Source organism: Lysinibacillus composti (assembly GCF_016908465.1).
Taxonomy (GTDB): domain Bacteria; phylum Bacillota; class Bacilli; order Bacillales_A; family Planococcaceae; genus Ureibacillus; species Ureibacillus composti_A.
Map to the genome: position 1 here is coordinate 1 of NZ_JAFBDY010000024.1, position 17119 is coordinate 17119.

At 38.3% G+C, this 17119-nt stretch carries 31 protein-coding genes; all 31 read right to left on the minus strand.

Annotation, left to right across the window (positions count from 1 at the left end):
* The coding region (locus JOD29_RS17000; protein ID WP_205101725.1) for a DNA-directed RNA polymerase subunit alpha at positions 1-727 on the minus strand (727 nt) is incomplete at its 3' end.
* 143 nt (positions 728-870) lie between these two features.
* Entirely contained in the window at positions 871-1260 is a 390-nt protein-coding gene (gene rpsK / locus JOD29_RS17005; RefSeq protein ID WP_124766189.1) for a 30S ribosomal protein S11, read from the minus strand.
* 25 nt (positions 1261-1285) lie between these two features.
* Positions 1286-1651, minus strand: a complete 366-nt coding sequence (rpsM, locus tag JOD29_RS17010) for a 30S ribosomal protein S13 (protein WP_124766188.1) — start codon at positions 1649-1651, stop codon at positions 1286-1288.
* Positions 1652-1673: 22 nt separating this feature from the next.
* Entirely contained in the window at positions 1674-1787 is a 114-nt protein-coding gene (gene rpmJ / locus JOD29_RS17015) for a 50S ribosomal protein L36 (RefSeq protein WP_000868344.1), read from the minus strand.
* 37 nt (positions 1788-1824) lie between these two features.
* Positions 1825-2043, minus strand: coding sequence for a translation initiation factor IF-1 (gene infA / locus JOD29_RS17020; RefSeq protein ID WP_016839390.1), 219 nt, complete (start codon positions 2041-2043; stop codon positions 1825-1827).
* Positions 2044-2442: 399 nt separating this feature from the next.
* The gene (locus JOD29_RS17025) at positions 2443-3099 is read right to left on the minus strand and encodes an adenylate kinase (protein WP_124766187.1); all 657 of its coding nucleotides are present in this window, start codon (positions 3097-3099) and stop codon (positions 2443-2445) included.
* Positions 3100-3157: 58 nt separating this feature from the next.
* The gene (gene secY, locus JOD29_RS17030; protein WP_124766186.1) at positions 3158-4453 is read right to left on the minus strand and encodes a preprotein translocase subunit SecY; all 1296 of its coding nucleotides are present in this window, start codon (positions 4451-4453) and stop codon (positions 3158-3160) included.
* Positions 4453-4893, minus strand: coding sequence for a 50S ribosomal protein L15 (gene rplO, locus JOD29_RS17035; RefSeq protein WP_124766185.1), 441 nt, complete (start codon positions 4891-4893; stop codon positions 4453-4455). Before rplO ends, secY begins: the two co-directional genes overlap by 1 nt.
* Positions 4894-4927: 34 nt before the next feature.
* Positions 4928-5110 (minus strand): 50S ribosomal protein L30, encoded by a 183-nt coding sequence (gene rpmD, locus JOD29_RS17040; RefSeq protein ID WP_124766184.1) that lies wholly within the window; start codon positions 5108-5110, stop codon positions 4928-4930.
* A gap of 13 nt (positions 5111-5123) precedes the next feature.
* Complete coding sequence (rpsE, locus tag JOD29_RS17045) at positions 5124-5624, minus strand: 30S ribosomal protein S5 (protein WP_124766183.1); 501 nt, start codon at positions 5622-5624, stop codon at positions 5124-5126.
* A gap of 21 nt (positions 5625-5645) precedes the next feature.
* Positions 5646-6005 carry a 50S ribosomal protein L18 gene (gene rplR, locus JOD29_RS17050; protein ID WP_124766182.1) on the minus strand — a complete coding sequence of 120 codons (360 nt, stop codon included), beginning with the start codon at positions 6003-6005 and terminating at the stop codon, positions 5646-5648.
* Between the two features lie 34 nt (positions 6006-6039).
* Positions 6040-6579 carry a 50S ribosomal protein L6 gene (gene rplF / locus JOD29_RS17055; protein ID WP_124766181.1) on the minus strand — a complete coding sequence of 180 codons (540 nt, stop codon included), beginning with the start codon at positions 6577-6579 and terminating at the stop codon, positions 6040-6042.
* 30 nt (positions 6580-6609) lie between these two features.
* Positions 6610-7008, minus strand: a complete 399-nt coding sequence (gene rpsH / locus JOD29_RS17060) for a 30S ribosomal protein S8 (RefSeq protein WP_124766180.1) — start codon at positions 7006-7008, stop codon at positions 6610-6612.
* Positions 7009-7037: 29 nt separating this feature from the next.
* Positions 7038-7223, minus strand: a complete 186-nt coding sequence (locus JOD29_RS17065; protein WP_004233656.1) for a type Z 30S ribosomal protein S14 — start codon at positions 7221-7223, stop codon at positions 7038-7040.
* Positions 7224-7244: 21 nt separating this feature from the next.
* Positions 7245-7784 (minus strand): 50S ribosomal protein L5, encoded by a 540-nt coding sequence (gene rplE, locus JOD29_RS17070; RefSeq protein ID WP_124766179.1) that lies wholly within the window; start codon positions 7782-7784, stop codon positions 7245-7247.
* A gap of 28 nt (positions 7785-7812) precedes the next feature.
* Positions 7813-8121 carry a 50S ribosomal protein L24 gene (gene rplX, locus JOD29_RS17075; protein WP_124766178.1) on the minus strand — a complete coding sequence of 103 codons (309 nt, stop codon included), beginning with the start codon at positions 8119-8121 and terminating at the stop codon, positions 7813-7815.
* Between the two features lie 37 nt (positions 8122-8158).
* Entirely contained in the window at positions 8159-8527 is a 369-nt protein-coding gene (gene rplN, locus JOD29_RS17080; protein ID WP_124766177.1) for a 50S ribosomal protein L14, read from the minus strand.
* A gap of 45 nt (positions 8528-8572) precedes the next feature.
* Positions 8573-8836: a 30S ribosomal protein S17 gene (rpsQ, locus tag JOD29_RS17085; RefSeq protein WP_124766176.1), complete on the minus strand. Its 264-nt coding sequence runs from the start codon at positions 8834-8836 to the stop codon at positions 8573-8575.
* 24 nt (positions 8837-8860) lie between these two features.
* The gene (gene rpmC / locus JOD29_RS17090) at positions 8861-9058 is read right to left on the minus strand and encodes a 50S ribosomal protein L29 (RefSeq protein ID WP_124766175.1); all 198 of its coding nucleotides are present in this window, start codon (positions 9056-9058) and stop codon (positions 8861-8863) included.
* Positions 9048-9482: a 50S ribosomal protein L16 gene (gene rplP, locus JOD29_RS17095; protein ID WP_124766174.1), complete on the minus strand. Its 435-nt coding sequence runs from the start codon at positions 9480-9482 to the stop codon at positions 9048-9050. The genes rpmC and rplP overlap by 11 nt, the downstream gene beginning before the upstream one ends.
* Positions 9483-9484: 2 nt before the next feature.
* Positions 9485-10141, minus strand: a complete 657-nt coding sequence (gene rpsC / locus JOD29_RS17100) for a 30S ribosomal protein S3 (RefSeq protein ID WP_124766173.1) — start codon at positions 10139-10141, stop codon at positions 9485-9487.
* 3 nt (positions 10142-10144) lie between these two features.
* Positions 10145-10489, minus strand: coding sequence for a 50S ribosomal protein L22 (gene rplV, locus JOD29_RS17105; protein WP_042478638.1), 345 nt, complete (start codon positions 10487-10489; stop codon positions 10145-10147).
* A gap of 22 nt (positions 10490-10511) precedes the next feature.
* The gene (gene rpsS, locus JOD29_RS17110) at positions 10512-10790 is read right to left on the minus strand and encodes a 30S ribosomal protein S19 (protein ID WP_124766172.1); all 279 of its coding nucleotides are present in this window, start codon (positions 10788-10790) and stop codon (positions 10512-10514) included.
* Positions 10791-10850: 60 nt separating this feature from the next.
* Complete coding sequence (rplB, locus tag JOD29_RS17115) at positions 10851-11681, minus strand: 50S ribosomal protein L2 (RefSeq protein ID WP_124766171.1); 831 nt, start codon at positions 11679-11681, stop codon at positions 10851-10853.
* A gap of 52 nt (positions 11682-11733) precedes the next feature.
* The gene (gene rplW, locus JOD29_RS17120) at positions 11734-12018 is read right to left on the minus strand and encodes a 50S ribosomal protein L23 (RefSeq protein ID WP_124766170.1); all 285 of its coding nucleotides are present in this window, start codon (positions 12016-12018) and stop codon (positions 11734-11736) included.
* Positions 12018-12641 (minus strand): 50S ribosomal protein L4, encoded by a 624-nt coding sequence (gene rplD, locus JOD29_RS17125; RefSeq protein ID WP_124766169.1) that lies wholly within the window; start codon positions 12639-12641, stop codon positions 12018-12020. The genes rplW and rplD overlap by 1 nt, the downstream gene beginning before the upstream one ends.
* A gap of 26 nt (positions 12642-12667) precedes the next feature.
* Positions 12668-13297, minus strand: coding sequence for a 50S ribosomal protein L3 (gene rplC / locus JOD29_RS17130; RefSeq protein ID WP_124766168.1), 630 nt, complete (start codon positions 13295-13297; stop codon positions 12668-12670).
* Positions 13298-13346: 49 nt separating this feature from the next.
* Positions 13347-13655 carry a 30S ribosomal protein S10 gene (rpsJ, locus tag JOD29_RS17135; protein ID WP_036172433.1) on the minus strand — a complete coding sequence of 103 codons (309 nt, stop codon included), beginning with the start codon at positions 13653-13655 and terminating at the stop codon, positions 13347-13349.
* Between the two features lie 370 nt (positions 13656-14025).
* Entirely contained in the window at positions 14026-15357 is a 1332-nt protein-coding gene (locus JOD29_RS17140) for a Na+/H+ antiporter family protein (RefSeq protein WP_124766167.1), read from the minus strand.
* Positions 15358-15596: 239 nt separating this feature from the next.
* Positions 15597-15923 (minus strand): hypothetical protein, encoded by a 327-nt coding sequence (locus JOD29_RS17145; RefSeq protein WP_124766166.1) that lies wholly within the window; start codon positions 15921-15923, stop codon positions 15597-15599.
* 344 nt (positions 15924-16267) lie between these two features.
* The gene (locus tag JOD29_RS17150) at positions 16268-16810 is read right to left on the minus strand and encodes a hypothetical protein (RefSeq protein WP_205101726.1); all 543 of its coding nucleotides are present in this window, start codon (positions 16808-16810) and stop codon (positions 16268-16270) included.
* Positions 16811-17119: the final 309 nt, after the last annotated feature.

The window sequence follows — 17119 nt, forward strand, 5'->3', positions numbered from 1 at the left end:
CTTCTTCTTTTTCGACCATGATTTCTGCAGTTTGTGCTTCATCAGTTAAGCCAACGAATATGTTTAAATGCTCTGTTAAAATTTTCGCTCCAAGCGAAATTGCTTCTTTAGGACCGATACTACCATCTGTCCATACATCAAGTGATAACTTATCGAAATCAGATTTTTGTCCAACACGAGTGTTCTCCACTTGGAAATTAACGCGTGAAACTGGAGTGTAAATAGAGTCGATCGGGATCACGCCTATAGGAAGATCCTCACGTTTGTTTTGATCAGCAGGAGTATAACCGCGGCCTCGACGAGCGTACATACGCATACGTAAGTGGCCATTTTTTGCAATTGTTGCGATATATAAATCCGGATTAAGGATTTCAACGTCACTGTCATGCGTAATATCCGCAGCAGTTACAATGCCATCGCCTTTAACGTCAATTTCGATTACTTTTTCTTCATCTGCATAAATTTTAAGCGCAAGTTTTTTGATATTTAAAATGATTGAAGCAACATCTTCAACTACGCCTTCAACAGTTGAGAATTCATGTAATACGCCATCAATTTGGATTGATGTTACAGCAGCTCCTGGTAAAGAAGACAGAAGGATTCGACGTAAAGAATTACCCAAAGTGTTTCCGTAACCACGTTCTAGTGGTTCTACAACAAACTTGCCATATTTGGAATCTTCGCTGATCTCAACAGTTTCAATCTTTGGTTTTTCAATTTCGATCATTCAATTTACCCTCCTTCAAAACATCGAATGTATAGGTTTACCATCATATATTGTCAATAATGATTGACTTTATCAAATTGCACAAGTAATTTGCTCTTTGTACAAGAAAATGATGTACTCAATTTATCTTTGAGATGCACCCATTACACACGACGACGTTTTGGCGGACGGCAACCGTTATGTGGAACTGGAGTAACATCTTTAATTGCTGTTACTTCTAAACCTGCAGCTTGAAGTGCACGAATTGCAGCTTCACGACCTGCACCAGGACCTTTAACTGTTACTTCCAACGTCTTCAGACCATGTTCAAGGGATGCTTTTGCAGCAGCCTCAGCAGCCATTTGCGCAGCGTATGGAGTAGATTTACGTGAGCCTTTGAAACCAAGCGCACCAGCACTAGACCAAGAAACCGCGTTACCTTGCATATCTGTGATCGTTACGATTGTATTGTTAAATGTAGAACGAATGTGTGCAACACCAGATTCGATATTCTTTTTCACACGACGTTTACGAGTTTGTTGTTTACGAGCCATGTTAAGAAGGAACCCCCTTTACTTATTATTTTTTCTTGTTCGCTACAGTTTTACGAGGACCTTTACGCGTACGCGCATTGTTTTTCGTATTTTGTCCACGAACTGGTAAACCACGACGGTGACGGATACCACGGAATGAACCGATTTCCATTAAACGTTTGATGTTTAATGAGATTTCACGACGTAAGTCACCTTCTAATTTGTATTTATCTAATTGTTCACGAATTTGGTTTAATTCATCTTCAGTAAGATCGCGAACGCGAGTGTTTTCGTTAACACCAGCAGCTGCTAATACTTTTTGAGATGTAGTTTTACCTACTCCGTAAATATAAGTTAATGAAATTACCACGCGTTTGTCGCGAGGAATGTCAACACCAGCAATACGTGCCATTCGTTAGTGCACCTCCTTCTAATTATCCTTGTTTTTGTTTATGTTTAGGATTTTCACAGATTACCATTACTTTACCGCGTCGGCGAATTACTTTACATTTTTCGCAGATCGGTTTCACAGATGGTCTCACTTTCATCTAACCTAACCTCCTTAATAGTCCGGAGTGCAAAAGATTATTTAAAACGGTATGTGATTCGACCGCGAGTTAAATCATAAGGAGATAACTCTATTGTAACCTTATCTCCAGGTAAAATTCGGATGAAATGCATACGAATCTTTCCAGAAACGTGTGCAAGCACCGTATGCCCATTTTCTAATTCTACCTTAAACATCGCGTTTGGCAAAGTCTCAACAACTGTTCCTTCGACTTCAATTACATCGTCTTTCGCCATCTACTCTGTCTCCCTTCTATATGAGATTCCCGATTTTCAACGTTACATGATTTAGAGAATACATGCAACTGTTTTCTTCCAATTAGAAGCAACCCCATCACCATATGCTTGGATTGTATGAGAGATGTTCGAAAGGCGCTCGTCTGGTTTCGCTTCACACAATCCTGGGAATGATCAGATCCGATTAAGGAAGAGAAAATTCCTATTTGCTTAACGATAGCCGGAATGTCTTGGATGAGAAGTTCATACCCGTTATACAAATGCTTCCACGAAACCCTTAACACTTTTATGAAAAGTGTATACCGGGCACAATATGCTTTTGCAACTCTCAAAATAATGTTTCGTTGTTGCCTCCGCATGTTCCCACGGAAGCAGTTGTTAATCGCCCAATGACGGGTATTAGCTGCGGCTGCCCTGTAATAATAGAGCGTCAAGATCAGCAAATACTTTTGCGATATCTTGCTGTCCATCTATATTTGTAAGAACACCTTTATCTCCATAAAAATCAAGTAAAGGTTGTGCTTGTTTCATATTTACTTCCAGACGGTTCGCAACCGTTTCAGGATTATCGTCCGCACGTGTATATAATTCGCCACCATCTTTATCACATTTACCTTCCACAGCAGGTGGATTGAAAATAAGGTGATAAGATGAGCCACAAACTTTACAAATACGGCGTCCACTTAATCGTGCAACAAGTTCATCTTTTTCAACTTGGATATTGATGACATGCTCAATCTTTCTACCAAGCTCTTCAAGAATTGCATCTAAAGCTTCAGCTTGAGGAACTGTGCGTGGGAATCCATCTAATAAGAAACCTTTTTCACAGTCATTTTGACTTAGTCGTTCACGAACGATACCAATCGTTACTTCATCAGGTACTAATGAACCTTGATCCATAAACGATTTAGCTTGTAAACCTAGTTCTGTACCATTTTTAATAGCAGCACGGAACATATCGCCTGTAGAAATATGAGGGATTGCGTATTTCTCAACAATTTTGTCTGCTTGAGTACCTTTACCAGCACCAGGCAAACCCATTAGAACGATATTCATACGGTTGTTTCCCCCTTAAAGCTGCTGGTTAGGAAACATTCGTTTCCTAAAACCAACATTATTTCATAAAGCCTTTATAGTGACGTTTAACCAGTTGTGCTTCTAATTGTTTCATTGTTTCTAACGCAACACCTACAACGATAATAACACTAGTACCACCAATTTGCGCGGAAGCAGGTAAGTTCATAAAGTTAATAAACAAAATAGGCATAATCGAAATTACAATTAAGAATATAGCACCAACAAATGTTAAACGGTATAGAACTTTCGTTAAGTAACTTTGAGTATCATTACCCGGACGAATGCCAGGTATGTATGCTCCTTGTTTTTTCAAATTATCTGCTAAGTTTTCAGGATTCACTTGAATAAATGCATAGAAGTAAGTGAATGCAACGATCAGAGCAACATAGATTAACATACCAACTGGTTTTGTATAATCAAACGTATTTTGTATAAAAGACGTAATGTCGTTTTGACCGAAGAACGTAGCCAAAGTTTGAGGTGTTACAATAAACGCAACAGAGAAGATTACCGGAATAACCCCCGCAGCATTTACTTTTAAAGGTAAATGTGTTTGTTGTCCACCAGTCTGTGGCGTACGACCTGCAACTCTTTTAGCATATTGGATAGGAATTTTACGCAAAGCTTGTTGTACGTAAATTACACCAACGACAATTGCTAAAAGCACCAAGGCAAGTAATACAAGTATCAAAATTTTAATAAAAAGTTGATCCCCTGCATCCTCAACTTGTTGAGCATATATTTGATTTGCAGCATTTGGAATTGCAGCAACAATCCCTGCAAAGATAATGATTGAAATACCATTACCTACTCCATGAGCGGTAATTTGTTCACCTAACCACAATAAGAAAGAAGTACCTGCAGTTAATACAATTGCAATCGTTAAATATGAGATGACACTAGTGTCTGTAATTAACGAACCGCCGTACATTTGGTTAAACCCAAATGACATAGCAAAAGCCTGAATAAAAGCTAATATTATTGTAAAGTAGCGAGTAAACTGAGCTAGTTTACGACGACCAACATCACCTTGTTTTGCCCACTCTGCAAATTTCGGTACAACATCCATTTGTAATAGCTGAACAATAATTGATGCAGTAATGTATGGCATAATTCCCAATGCAAAGATTGAGAAGTTAGCCAATGCACCACCACCAAATGTATTAAGGAAACCAATTAAATTAAATTGATCGGCAACCTTTAATACATCTGAGTCAACGTTTGGTACTGGAATAAAAGATCCAATACGGAAAACAATCAACATTAATAAAGTGAAAATGATTTTATTTCGTATATCTCGAACGCGCATGAAGTTTGAGATTGTCTGAAACATTAAATCACCTCAGTTGTTCCGCCAGCGTTCTCAATCGCTTCTTTTGCTGAAGCAGAGAACTTATGAGCTTTAACAGTAAGCTTTTTGTTTAAAGTTCCATTACCTAAAACTTTAATTCCAGCTTTTTCTTTGCTCACAATACCAGTTTCGAGTAATAATGCTGGTGTTACTTCAGCACCGTCTTCGAAACGGTTTAATACATCAAGGTTAACGATAGCATATTCTTTACGGTTGATGTTCGTAAAGCCGCGTTTAGGTAAACGACGGAAAAGTGGGTTTTGACCCCCCTCAAATCCTGGGCGAACGCCGCCGCCAGAACGAGCGTTTTGACCTTTATGACCTTTACCTGCAGTTTTACCGTTACCAGAACCGATACCACGACCAACACGGTTACGTTCTTTACGTGATCCTTCTGCTGGTTTTAACTCATGAAGTTTCATATGGGTGGCACCTCCTTGTTCAAAGTTTTAAAGATTAAATTTCTTTTACAGTAACTAAGTGAGCTACTTTAACAATTTGACCACGAACAGCTTCGTTATCAGCTTGTTCTACAGTTTGGTTAACTTTACGTAGACCTAAAGCTTCAATCGTTTTGCGTTGTTGTGGTTTAGTACCAATCAAAGACTTAGTAAGGGTGATTTCTAATTTGTTTGCCATTATAATTCCCCCCTTATCCTAATAGTTCTTCCACTGATTTACCACGAAGTTTTGCAACGTCCTCTGCACGTTTTAATTCTTTTAAACCAGAGATTGTTGCACGAACCATATTGATAGGTGTGTTAGAACCTAGAGATTTTGAAAGAATATCAGTAATACCAGCAAGTTCTAGTACGGCACGTACTGGACCACCAGCGATAACTCCTGTACCAGGAGCTGCAGGTTTGATTAAGATATTACCTGCGCCAAAGCGACCAATTACATCGTGTGGAGTTGTTCCACCAACACGTGGCACTTCGATTAAGTTTTTCTTCGCGTCTTCAACAGCTTTACGGATTGCATCTGGTACCTCTTGAGCTTTACCAGTACCAAAACCTACATGACCGTTTTTGTCACCTACAACAACTAATGCTGTGAAGCGGAAGCGACGTCCACCTTTAACAACTTTCGCAACGCGGTTAATCGTTACTACGCGTTCTTCAAGTTCAAGTTTGTTTGCGTCAATGCGACTCATGAAGTATGTCCCTCCTTCTTATTAAAATTCTAAGCCGTTTTCACGTGCAGCTTCAGCTAAAGCTTTTACACGTCCATGATATAAGTAACCACCACGGTCAAATACAACAGCAGTAATATTTTTTTCCGCAGCGCGTTTAGCGATGATTTCACCGATCTTTGTTGCAGCTTCTACATTGTTACCTGAACCCTCAAAAGCTTTTTCTTGAGAAGATGCACTAACAATTGTTACGCCCGCTACATCGTCAATAAGTTGCGCATAGATGTTCTTGTTTGAACGGTATACGTTTAAACGTGGACGCTCAGCAGTACCCGAAATTTTAGAACGAACACGCGCATGACGTTTTTTACGAACTTGATTTTTATCTTGTTTCGTAATCACAGAGGTCACTCCTTTCTAATGCTTTTAAGCGGCATTATTTACCTGTTTTACCTTCTTTACGACGAACATGTTCGCCTTCGTAACGAATCCCTTTACCTTTGTAAGGCTCTGGAGGACGTACGTCACGGATGTTAGATGCTAAAGCACCAACACGTTCTTTATTAATACCTTTTACGATCACTTTTGTATTTGAAGGAACTTCTACTTCTATACCTTCTTCAGGTGTAAACTCTACAGGGTGAGAGTAACCAACGTTAAGTACAAGTTTTTTACCTTGTAATTGTGCACGGTAACCTACACCGACAAGTTCTAGAGTACGAGAGAACCCTTCAGAAACACCAGTTACCATATTCGCTAGTAACGCACGAGTCGTACCGTGAATAGTACGGTGTTCTTTAGAATCAGAAGGACGTGATAACGTAATTACGTTTCCTTCTTGTTCGATTTTAATATCATTGTTGAATGATTGAGTTAATTCACCTTTAGGCCCTTTTACAGTTACTGTATTGCCAGCAGCGACAGTTACAGTAACGTTAGTAGGAACCTCGATTGGCTTTTTACCTACACGAGACATTTAGTTGCACCTCCGTTCTTTTATTGCTAATTACCAAATGTAAGCTAAGATTTCTCCGCCAACTTGTTTCGCACGTGCTTCTTTATCAGTTAAAACACCTTGTGAAGTTGACACTAAAGCGACACCTAGACCATTTAATACTTTTGGTACTTCATTAGTTTTCGCATATACACGTAGACCAGGTTTTGAAATACGTTTTAAACCAGTGATAACACGTTCGTTGTCTTTTCCGTATTTTAAGAAGATACGAATAATACCTTGTTTGTTATCCTCAACATACTCAACATCACGAACGAAACCTTCACGCTTTAAAATTTCAGCGATTTCTTTCTTTAAGTTTGAAGCAGGTACTTCTAACTTTTCGTGACGAACCATGTTCGCATTACGAATGCGAGTCAGCATATCTGCAATCGGATCTGTCATTGTCATAAATTTTACCTCCTTCCCTAATTAGGGGATTACCAGCTAGCTTTTTTAACGCCAGGAATTTGTCCCTTATATGCAAGTTCACGGAAACAAATACGGCAAAGTTTAAATTTACGATATACAGAGTGTGGACGACCACAGCGTTCACAACGTGTATATTCTTGAACTTTAAACTTTTGCTTACGTTGTTGTTTAACGATCATTGATTTTTTAGCCACGTTTTCGCCCTCCTTATTTAATTACTTTTGGAACGGCATACCGAATTGTGTCAATAACTCGCGAGCTTCTTCGTCAGAATTCGCAGTCGTTACGATCACGATGTCCATACCGCGTACTTTTGAAACTTTATCGTAATCGATTTCAGGGAAAATTAATTGTTCTTTAACACCTAAAGTGTAGTTACCGCGACCGTCGAATGCTTTTTTAGAAACACCACGGAAGTCACGTACACGTGGAAGTGCGATAGCGATTAATTTATCCAAGAATTCATACATACGCTCACCGCGTAATGTAACTTTTGCACCGATAGGCATACCTTCACGTAGACGGAAACCTGCGATCGATTTTTTCGCTTTAGTTACAACCGGTTTTTGACCAGTAATAATTGTTAACTCTTCAACAGCTGCGTCTAAAGCTTTAGAGTTTTGTACTGCGTCACCAACACCCATGTTGATCACGATCTTTTCAACTTTTGGTACTTGCATTACAGATTTATATTCGAACTTGCTCACAAGAGCAGGAGTAATTTCACTTACATATTTTTCTTTTAGGCGGCTCATGTTCGTACCTCCCTTCTCATTTTACTTATTAGTCGATTACTACACCTGATTTTTTTGCAACACGAACTTTTTTGCCATCTTCGATTTTATAACCTACACGAGTCGGCTCGCCAGATTTTGGATCGATTAGCATAACGTTCGAAACGTGGATTGCGGCTTCTTGGCTTACAATACCACCTTGTGGGTTTAACTGGTTAGGTTTAACGTGTTTTTTAACGATGTTTACACCTTCAACTAAAACACGGTCCTTTTTAGGGAAAGCAGCTAATACTACGCCTTCTTTACCTTTATCTTTACCAGTGATAACTTTAACTTTGTCGCCCTTTTTTACATGCATTATGTGTCGCACCTCCTTGATTGGTACTATCATGAAATTAAAGAACTTCTGGAGCTAGAGAAACGATTTTCATGAAGTTACTGTCACGTAATTCACGAGCAACAGGTCCAAAAATACGAGTTCCACGTGGTGACTTATCATCTTTAATGATTACGCAAGCGTTCTCGTCAAATTTAATATAAGTACCGTCTTTACGACGAACACCAGATTTTGTGCGAACTACAACAGCCTTTACAACGTCACCTTTCTTGACAACGCCCCCTGGTGTTGCTTTCTTAACTGTTGCAACGACGATATCGCCGATGTTTGCAGTCTTACGTCCAGAACCACCAAGTACTTTGATTGTTAATACTTCACGTGCACCTGAGTTGTCAGCAACTTTCATACGACTTTCTTGTTGGATCACTTAGGTTACCTCCCTTCGGAATTATGTTTTCCGAAATATTATTTATTAGATAATAACCGCTTTTTCTACAACTTCCACTACGCGGAAACGTTTTGTAGCTGACAGCGGGCGAGTTTCCATGATACGCACGATATCACCGATTTTCGCTTCGTTTAACTCATCATGAGCTTTGAATTTTTTAGAGTACTTAACGCGTTTACCGTATAATTTATGTTTCTTATAAGTTTCAACAAGAACAGTAACTGTTTTGTCCATCTTATCTGAAACTACACGCCCAGTGTAAACTTTACGTTGATTACGCTCAGTCATGCTTAAAAACCTCCTTTATCAGTTTTATTTTGCACTGATTTCTCTTTCGCGAATCACAGTTTTCATACGCGCAATCGCTTTACGAACTTCACGAATGCGAGCTGTGTTTTCTAATTGACCAGTCGCCAATTGGAAGCGAAGGTTGAAAAGCTCTTCTTTCAGTGATTTCACTTTTAATTCAATTTCAGAAGTGGCAAGGTCACGGATTTCATTAGCTTTCATTAGATTCACCACCAGTTTCTTGACGTTTAACAACTTTACATTTAACAGGAAGTTTGTGTGCTGCTAAACGAAGTGCTTCACGAGCAACCTCTTCAGATACACCAGCAATTTCAAACATTACTTTTCCTGGTTTTACTACTGCTACCCATCCTTCTGGAGATCCTTTACCAGAACCCATACGTACCTCTAGAGGCTTTTTAGTATAAGGCTTATGTGGGAAAATTTTAATCCAAACTTTACCGCCACGTTTCATGTAACGTGTCATTGCAATACGAGCAGATTCGATTTGACGGTTAGTAATCCAGCTAGCTGTTTGAGCTTGTAAGCCCCATTCACCAAATGTTACTTCTTTACCGCCTTTCGCTTCACCACGCATGTTACCACGGTGTTCACGACGATATTTTACGCGTTTTGGTAATAACATTATTATTTGCCTCCTTCCACAGAGTTCTTTTTCGTTGGAAGGACTTCACCACGATAGATCCATACTTTAACACCTAATTTACCATAAGTAGTGTCAGCTTCAGCGTGAGCATAGTCAATGTCAGCGCGAAGAGTATGAAGTGGAACCGTACCTTCACTATAGTGTTCAGCACGAGCGATATCTGCTCCACCTAAACGACCAGAAACTTGTGTTTTAATTCCTTTTGCACCAGCACGAATTGTGCGTTGGATTGCTTGTTTTTGAGCACGACGGAATGATACGCGGTTCTCAAGTTGACGAGCGATGTTTTCAGCTACTAAACGAGCGTCTAGATCAGCCTTTTTAATTTCAACGATATTAATGTGAACACGTTTACCAGTTAAATCGCTAAGGTGTTTACGTAAGTTTTCAACTTCAGTACCGCCTTTACCGATTACCATTCCTGGTTTCGCAGTGTGAATTGTAACGTTAACGCGGTTTGCAGCGCGTTCAATTTCTACTTTAGAAACAGAAGCGTCTTTTAAAGTAGTTTCGATATATTTACGGATTTTGATATCTTCATGAAGTAAAGTCGCATAGTCTTTCTCAGCGTACCATTTTGACTCCCAGTCACGAATAATACCAACTCGTAGTCCTATTGGATGTACTTTTTGACCCACGGATTAACCCTCCTTCTTTTCAGATACCACTACAGTAATGTGGCTTGTGCGTTTGTTAATTGCGCTTGCACGTCCTTGCGCACGTGGACGGAAACGTTTTAATGTTGGACCTTCGTCAACAAATATTTCAGAAACAACTAAGTTGTTTACATCTAATTCATAGTTGTGCTCAGCGTTAGCAACTGCAGATTTTAATACTTTTTCAACGACTGGAGACGCCGCTTTTGGAGTATGACGTAAAATTGCAACTGCTTCACCAATTTGCTTTCCTCTAATTAAGTCAACTACTAAACGTACTTTACGAGGAGCAATTCGCACTGTGCGAGCGATAGCTTTAGCTTGTGTCATTAAGATTTACCTCCTCTCAAAATTAGCGTCTTGTTTTTTTATCATCTGCACCATGACCTTTGTAAGCACGAGTTGGTGCGAATTCGCCTAATTTGTGACCTACCATATCTTCTGTAACATATACAGGAACATGTTTACGTCCATCATAAACAGCGATTGTTAATCCGATGAAGCTTGGGAAGATAGTAGAACGGCGAGACCAAGTTTTAATAACCTGTTTTTTCTCAGAACTTTGTTGTGCATCAACTTTCTTTAATAAGTGATCATCAACAAAAGGTCCTTTTTTCAAGCTGCGACCCATTTAGGAACCTCCCTCCGTGATTCCACCACGGTCCACCAAGCGAACCGTAGTTTAACCACTTTATTTTTTACGACCACGAATAATTAACTTATTAGATCTATTTTTCTTATTACGAGTTTTGTAACCAAGAGCTGGTTTGCCCCATGGTGTCATTGGAGATTTACGTCCGATTGGAGAACGACCTTCACCACCACCGTGTGGGTGATCATTAGGGTTCATTACAGATCCACGAACAGTTGGACGTTTACCTAACCAACGTGTACGACCCGCTTTACCGATGTGAATAAGTTCGTGTTGTTCATTACCAACTTGACCGATAGTTGCACGGCAAGTAGCTAATACTAAACGAACTTCACCAGATTGTAAACGAACGATTACATATTTACCTTCACGACCAAGTACTTGTGCAGAAGTACCAGCTGAACGTACTAATTGTCCGCCTTTTCCAGGTTTTAATTCAATATTGTGAATTGTTGTACCCATTGGGATGTTTGCTAATGGTAATGCGTTACCTACTTTAATATCTGCATCAGGACCAGATACAATCGTTTGACCTACTTCTAATCCTTTTGGAGCTAAGATGTAACGTTTTTCACCGTCAGCATAGTTGATTAATGCAATGTTTGCAGAGCGGTTTGGATCATATTCGATAGTAGCAACGCGTCCTGGAATGCCATCTTTCAGACGTTTAAAGTCGATGACACGGTATTGACGCTTATGACCACCACCATTATGACGAACAGTAATTTTACCTTGGTTATTACGACCAGCTTTGCGTTTTTTAGGCTCAAGCAATGATTTCTCAGGCTTAGTAGCAGTAATTTCCGCAAAGTCAGATGACGTCATGTTACGACGGCCATTTGATGTTGGTTTATACTTTTTAATCGCCATTGTGTTTTCCCTCCTTCTTATTTCTTTCAATCAAAAATTTCCTTTTCGGAAATTAAATGTCGAAAATTTCGATTTCTTTGCTGTCAGCTGATAATTTAACGATTGCTTTACGACGTTTGTTTGTGTATCCGCCGAATTTACCAACACGTTTAAATTTAGCTTTGTAGTTCATGATGTTAACTTTTTCAACTTTTACATCAAAAATTTCTTCAACAGCGTCTTTTACTTGAGTTTTGTTCGCGCGAACATCAACTTCGAAAGTGTATTTTTTGTCAGCCAAAAGTTCTGAAGAACGCTCAGTAATGACCGGACGTTTAATGACATCACGTGCTTCCATTATCCAAGCACCTCCTCAACTTTTTCTACTGCAGCTTTTGTGAATACAACTTTGTCGTGACCTAATAGATCAAGAACGTTGATTCCTGTTGCTGTTAAAACAGTTACACCAGGGATGTTACGTGCAGATAATGCTACGTTTTCATCTAAATCAGCTGTAACGAATAATGCTTTTTTATTGATATTTAAGTTTCCTAAGATTGCTTTAAACTCTTTAGTTTTTGGTGCTGCTAATGTTAAAGCATCAAGAACTACTAAGTTTTGTTCTCCAACTTTCGCTGATAAAGCTGATTTAAGAGCTAAGCGACGAACTTTCTTAGGTAATTTATAGCTATAGCTGCGTGGAGTTGGTCCGAATACGATACCACCACCGCGCCATTGTGGAGAGCGGATAGAACCTTGACGTGCACGACCAGTTCCTTTTTGACGCCATGGTTTACGACCACCACCAGCAACTTCTGAGCGGTTTTTAACTTTGTGATTACCTTGACGTAGAGAAGCACGTTGTGCAATTACTGCGTCGAATAATACTGCTTCGTTTGGCTCGATTCCGAAGATTGTATCGTTTAATTCGATTTCACCAACTGAAGCACCTGTTTGACTAAGTACAGATACCTTTGTCATTCCTGTTTCCTCCTTTCTTTGGGAAATTATTTAGATTTCACAGCAGTTTTAACAACTACTAGAGCTTTTTTAGAACCAGGAACATTACCTTTAACAAGTAGTAAGTTACGATCTGCATCAACTTTTACGATTTCTAAGTTTTGGATAGTAACTACATTTCCACCCATTTGACCAGGTAATTTCTTTTGCTTGAATACGCGGTTCGGAGCAACAGGCCCCATTGAACCAGGACGACGGTGGTAACGAGAACCGTGGGCCATAGGTCCACGAGATTGGCCATGGCGTTTAATTACACCTTGGAAACCTTTACCTTTAGTAACACCTGTTACATCAATTACATCGCCTTCTGCGAAAATTTCTACTTTGACTTCCTGACCAACTTCGTACTCTTCCACGTTTACATTGCGGAATTCACGAATGAAGCGCTTAGGAGCAGTATTCGCTTTTGCTACGTGACCTTGTTGAGGTTTGTTAGAAAGTTTTACACGCTTATCTTCAAAACCAACTTGGATCGCTTCGTAACCATCAGTTTCAACAGTTTTCTTTTGAAGTACTACGTTTGGTGTAGCTTCGATTACTGTTACTGGGATTAAATCGCCATTCTCAGCGAAAACTTGTGTCATACCAATTTTTCTACCTAAGATTCCTTTAGTCATTTTGTCACACCTCCTATGGTTATTAAAAAGTTTCTATTTGTTTTTACCATTAAAGTTTGATTTCAATATCAACGCCAGATGGTAAATCAAGTTTCATTAACGCGTCAACAGTTTGTGGTGTTGGGTTAATGATGTCGATTAAACGTTTATGCGTACGCATTTCGAATTGTTCACGAGAATCTTTGTACTTGTGAACCGCACGAAGAATTGTGTACACAGACTTCTCAGTTGGTAACGGAATCGGACCTGATACACTAGCACCTGAACGTTTTGCAGTTTCCACAATTTTCTCAGCAGATTGATCTAAAACTCTGTGATCATACGCTTTTAAACGGATACGAATCTTTTGTTTTGCCATTATTTTCCCTCCTTTTTTCGCCTATTTTCTAGACATTCTCCACGGAAATTTCCCACACACGCGCCATGGCAAAGCGGCCGGGTGTGTCGGCAACCTCCCGCTTCATCGCAGTCAAAGACCAACATTCAACATTATATACAATAAAAAAAGAATAAGCAAGTCTTTTTGCTAAATTCTTTTAAATTGTTAGGTTTATATTTCGATATCTTCTTAACGCACTCTTTTGAACGCATAAACTAGTATATATAAAATACTTGTCGATTTCAACAGTTTAATAAAACTTATTACTGATAATATTTTCCTTCTATATAATAGAAGAAACTGTACAATCATTTTGAATTGTCATACAGTTTCTTCTGTGTAAAAGTTTTTATGAGAAGAACATAACCGCTACCCATCCGAAGATCATTAAAGGTATGTTAAAGATAAAGAATGTAGGGATACATGTATCTCGTATATGATCATGTTGTCCATCCACATTTAAACCGGCCGTGGGTCCCAATGTTGAGTCTGAAGCTGGAGAACCTGCGTCCCCTAGTGCACCCGCTGTACCTATCAAAGTAATAATCGCTGCAGGGCTTAGACCAAACTCTACAGAAATAGGTACAAATATAGCTGCAATAATCGGTATTGTTGCAAATGACGACCCAATTCCCATATCGATAATAAGACCAATTAGCAGCATAATCAGTACAGCCAGACCTTTATTATCTCCTAATATAAGAGTCGCTCCATTCACTAGTGACTCTACATGACCTGTGTCTCTTACAACTTGAGCAAAGCCACTAGAAGCAATCATTACTAATCCGATAAACGCCATTAACCGCATACCATCTGTTAAAACTTGATCGGCTTCGCTCCATTTTAATGCCCCAGTAACATATAAAATGATAACCCCAGCTAAAGCACCTAAAAACATTGCTCCTGACTCTAATGGTACGATTGCTGGTATTTGTACTATTACAGTTGCGATTAACGCTATTATAGTAAAGAATATATTTTTCTTTTCTATTGTTACTTTTAGTTCCGTATCTACAACAATATTTTCATATGTTCGAGGTTTTCGGAAAACAAAAAATGCTACAATCAGACCAACGAACATTCCTATTGCTGGAATCAGCATTGGGCCATATACATCTGATTTTGTAATCGCTAATCCAGCAGCCGTGATTTGGTCCGCAACAATTCCTTGATATACTAGACCAAACCCGAACGGTAAGCTCATATACGGAGTAATTAAACCAAATGCCAAAATACAAGCAATTAACCGACGATCAATTTGCATTAAGTTTAGTATTTTAATAATTGGTGGAATAAGTAATGGTATAAATGCAATATGAATCGGAATTAAGTTCTGCGAAAAAATGGACATTAGTAAAATAACGAAAAATACTAATGCTTTTGCTAAACTTGATTTTTGAGAATCTCCTTCGCGTTTCACTAAATTTAAAACGCTTGAGACTAGCAATTCTGACATACCTGTTTTTGATATAGCAATTGCTAAACCACCTAACATCCCATAGCTTAGTGCAACTTCTGCTCCATCACCAAGACCATTAACGAATGAGGTCATTGTTTCATCTAGTGTCATCCCTGCAGTTATACCACCTGCCAAGGCACCAATCGCTAATGAAAATACAACATTTACTCTTAACACACTTAGAACAAGCATAATAACAACAGCAACTATTACTGCATTCATCTAAAATCCTACTTCCCCTTACTATTTTGCTAACGTGCTAAAGTGTAAACAATGATGATTAGAATGTCAATGTTAAAAGTCACCAACTACTATAGTTAGCGACTTCATTTTGTTCATAGCGAACTGTTTATAACTTTCTTATAATACTGGGTAGATAGTATTGCAAATATAGTATATAAAACAACATATACTAACATAGTAACAACTAGTGGTGTTACCAGTTCTGTGCCAAATAAAAATCAACCAGATTTTACAGCAAAGTAACTATGAAACAAACCTATTATTAATGGAACCCCAAAGTTAAAAGCCTGTTTTGCATATATTCCACTCATCAAGTGTGAAGTAGAAAATCCAATCTTTCGCAAAATCATGTAAGACTCTCTTTCATCCTCCGCCTCAGCCATCTGTTTAAAGTAAAGCCATGTTGTTAATAAAAATGCTAATCCGAGGAATGAAGTTATAAATACTGTTGTTCCAATTGTTGCAATCTGTTCTTTTCTGAGTTCTTCATATGACTGTTGAATCCAACTATCTTGATGTCCGTTTTCGAATTTTTGCCCATACACTGTTCTCTCAGGTGTCAGTTTCTAATATATTTGCTCCGCACGATGTAAGTCACTTTGTTCAGTAACATTTATACCGATTTGTGAACGCCATATCGCTGTCTTTTTCTCCTCTTTATTAATCTTTTCAAACAAGTCATCTGATACAACAAAAACAGGATTACCATACGTTATTTTATTGGATAATAAATAATCTCCTCTAATATCTTTTATAAATAACGGTATCTCTAAATCGCCTGCTTTAATGACAATATCTTTTTCCTTTTGAAGAAGTAAGAGTTCAGCAAAAAAATTTGCATAGCTAGTTAAAAATGCCTCTCCTTCTTTTAGTTCTACATTTGGTTCTACTATATGAAATCACTTATAGGAATAACCAATGATGTCACTCCATGACTAAACAGAGGACTATCCTTTAACGAATCTTCTACTAAATCTTTAATATTAAACGTTACTTCTGAGATACGAAACGAATCCTGATCAGACTCAATTCCCTCCAACCGCAATTGATCTAAAAATTCCAATCCTTGATTATTTAATAAAATAAAATCATACGGTGAAGCTTGTCTTGCACTTTCTTCAGATGAGTAATAGCCAATATAAGATAAACTTGTAATTCCTACAGATAACCCTGTTAATATCGTGATTAATGTTAGTGATTTGGCATTTCCTTTCATCCGATACATAATCGGCGTAACCCCTAATACATCCTTTACATTCAGATGACCATTTTTTCTTGCACGAATGATATTCATGAGGAGTGCCACTGAATAACGAAAGAATAAGAATATACCTAATATTGTTGATGCTAAGATTACAATAATGTGTAAATATAGATTATCAAATTTACTTTTCTCAACATCAAACAGGCATGTAGATTTGATAATATCCATAAATAATTAATAATATTCCTACTCCACCCATTGCATATGAAATATACTTAAACGTTGTATTCTCTCATCGTCATAATTGTAGTATTCTTGTGTTGATTGATTTCTTCTAAGTTGGATAATTATTTAATTGTAATTCAAAGTTTCAATTATTGTATGAGTGCCACAGTATATTTTTGTTGATAAGGTGTGAATGTTATACTTTCTGACGATAATAATTTATTTATTTCCGAGATATTTCCCAGGTAATGCTTTACTAGTCTAGTCTCAATGGTATAACACACGACGAGAAAAAGAGAGACCATAGAAAAA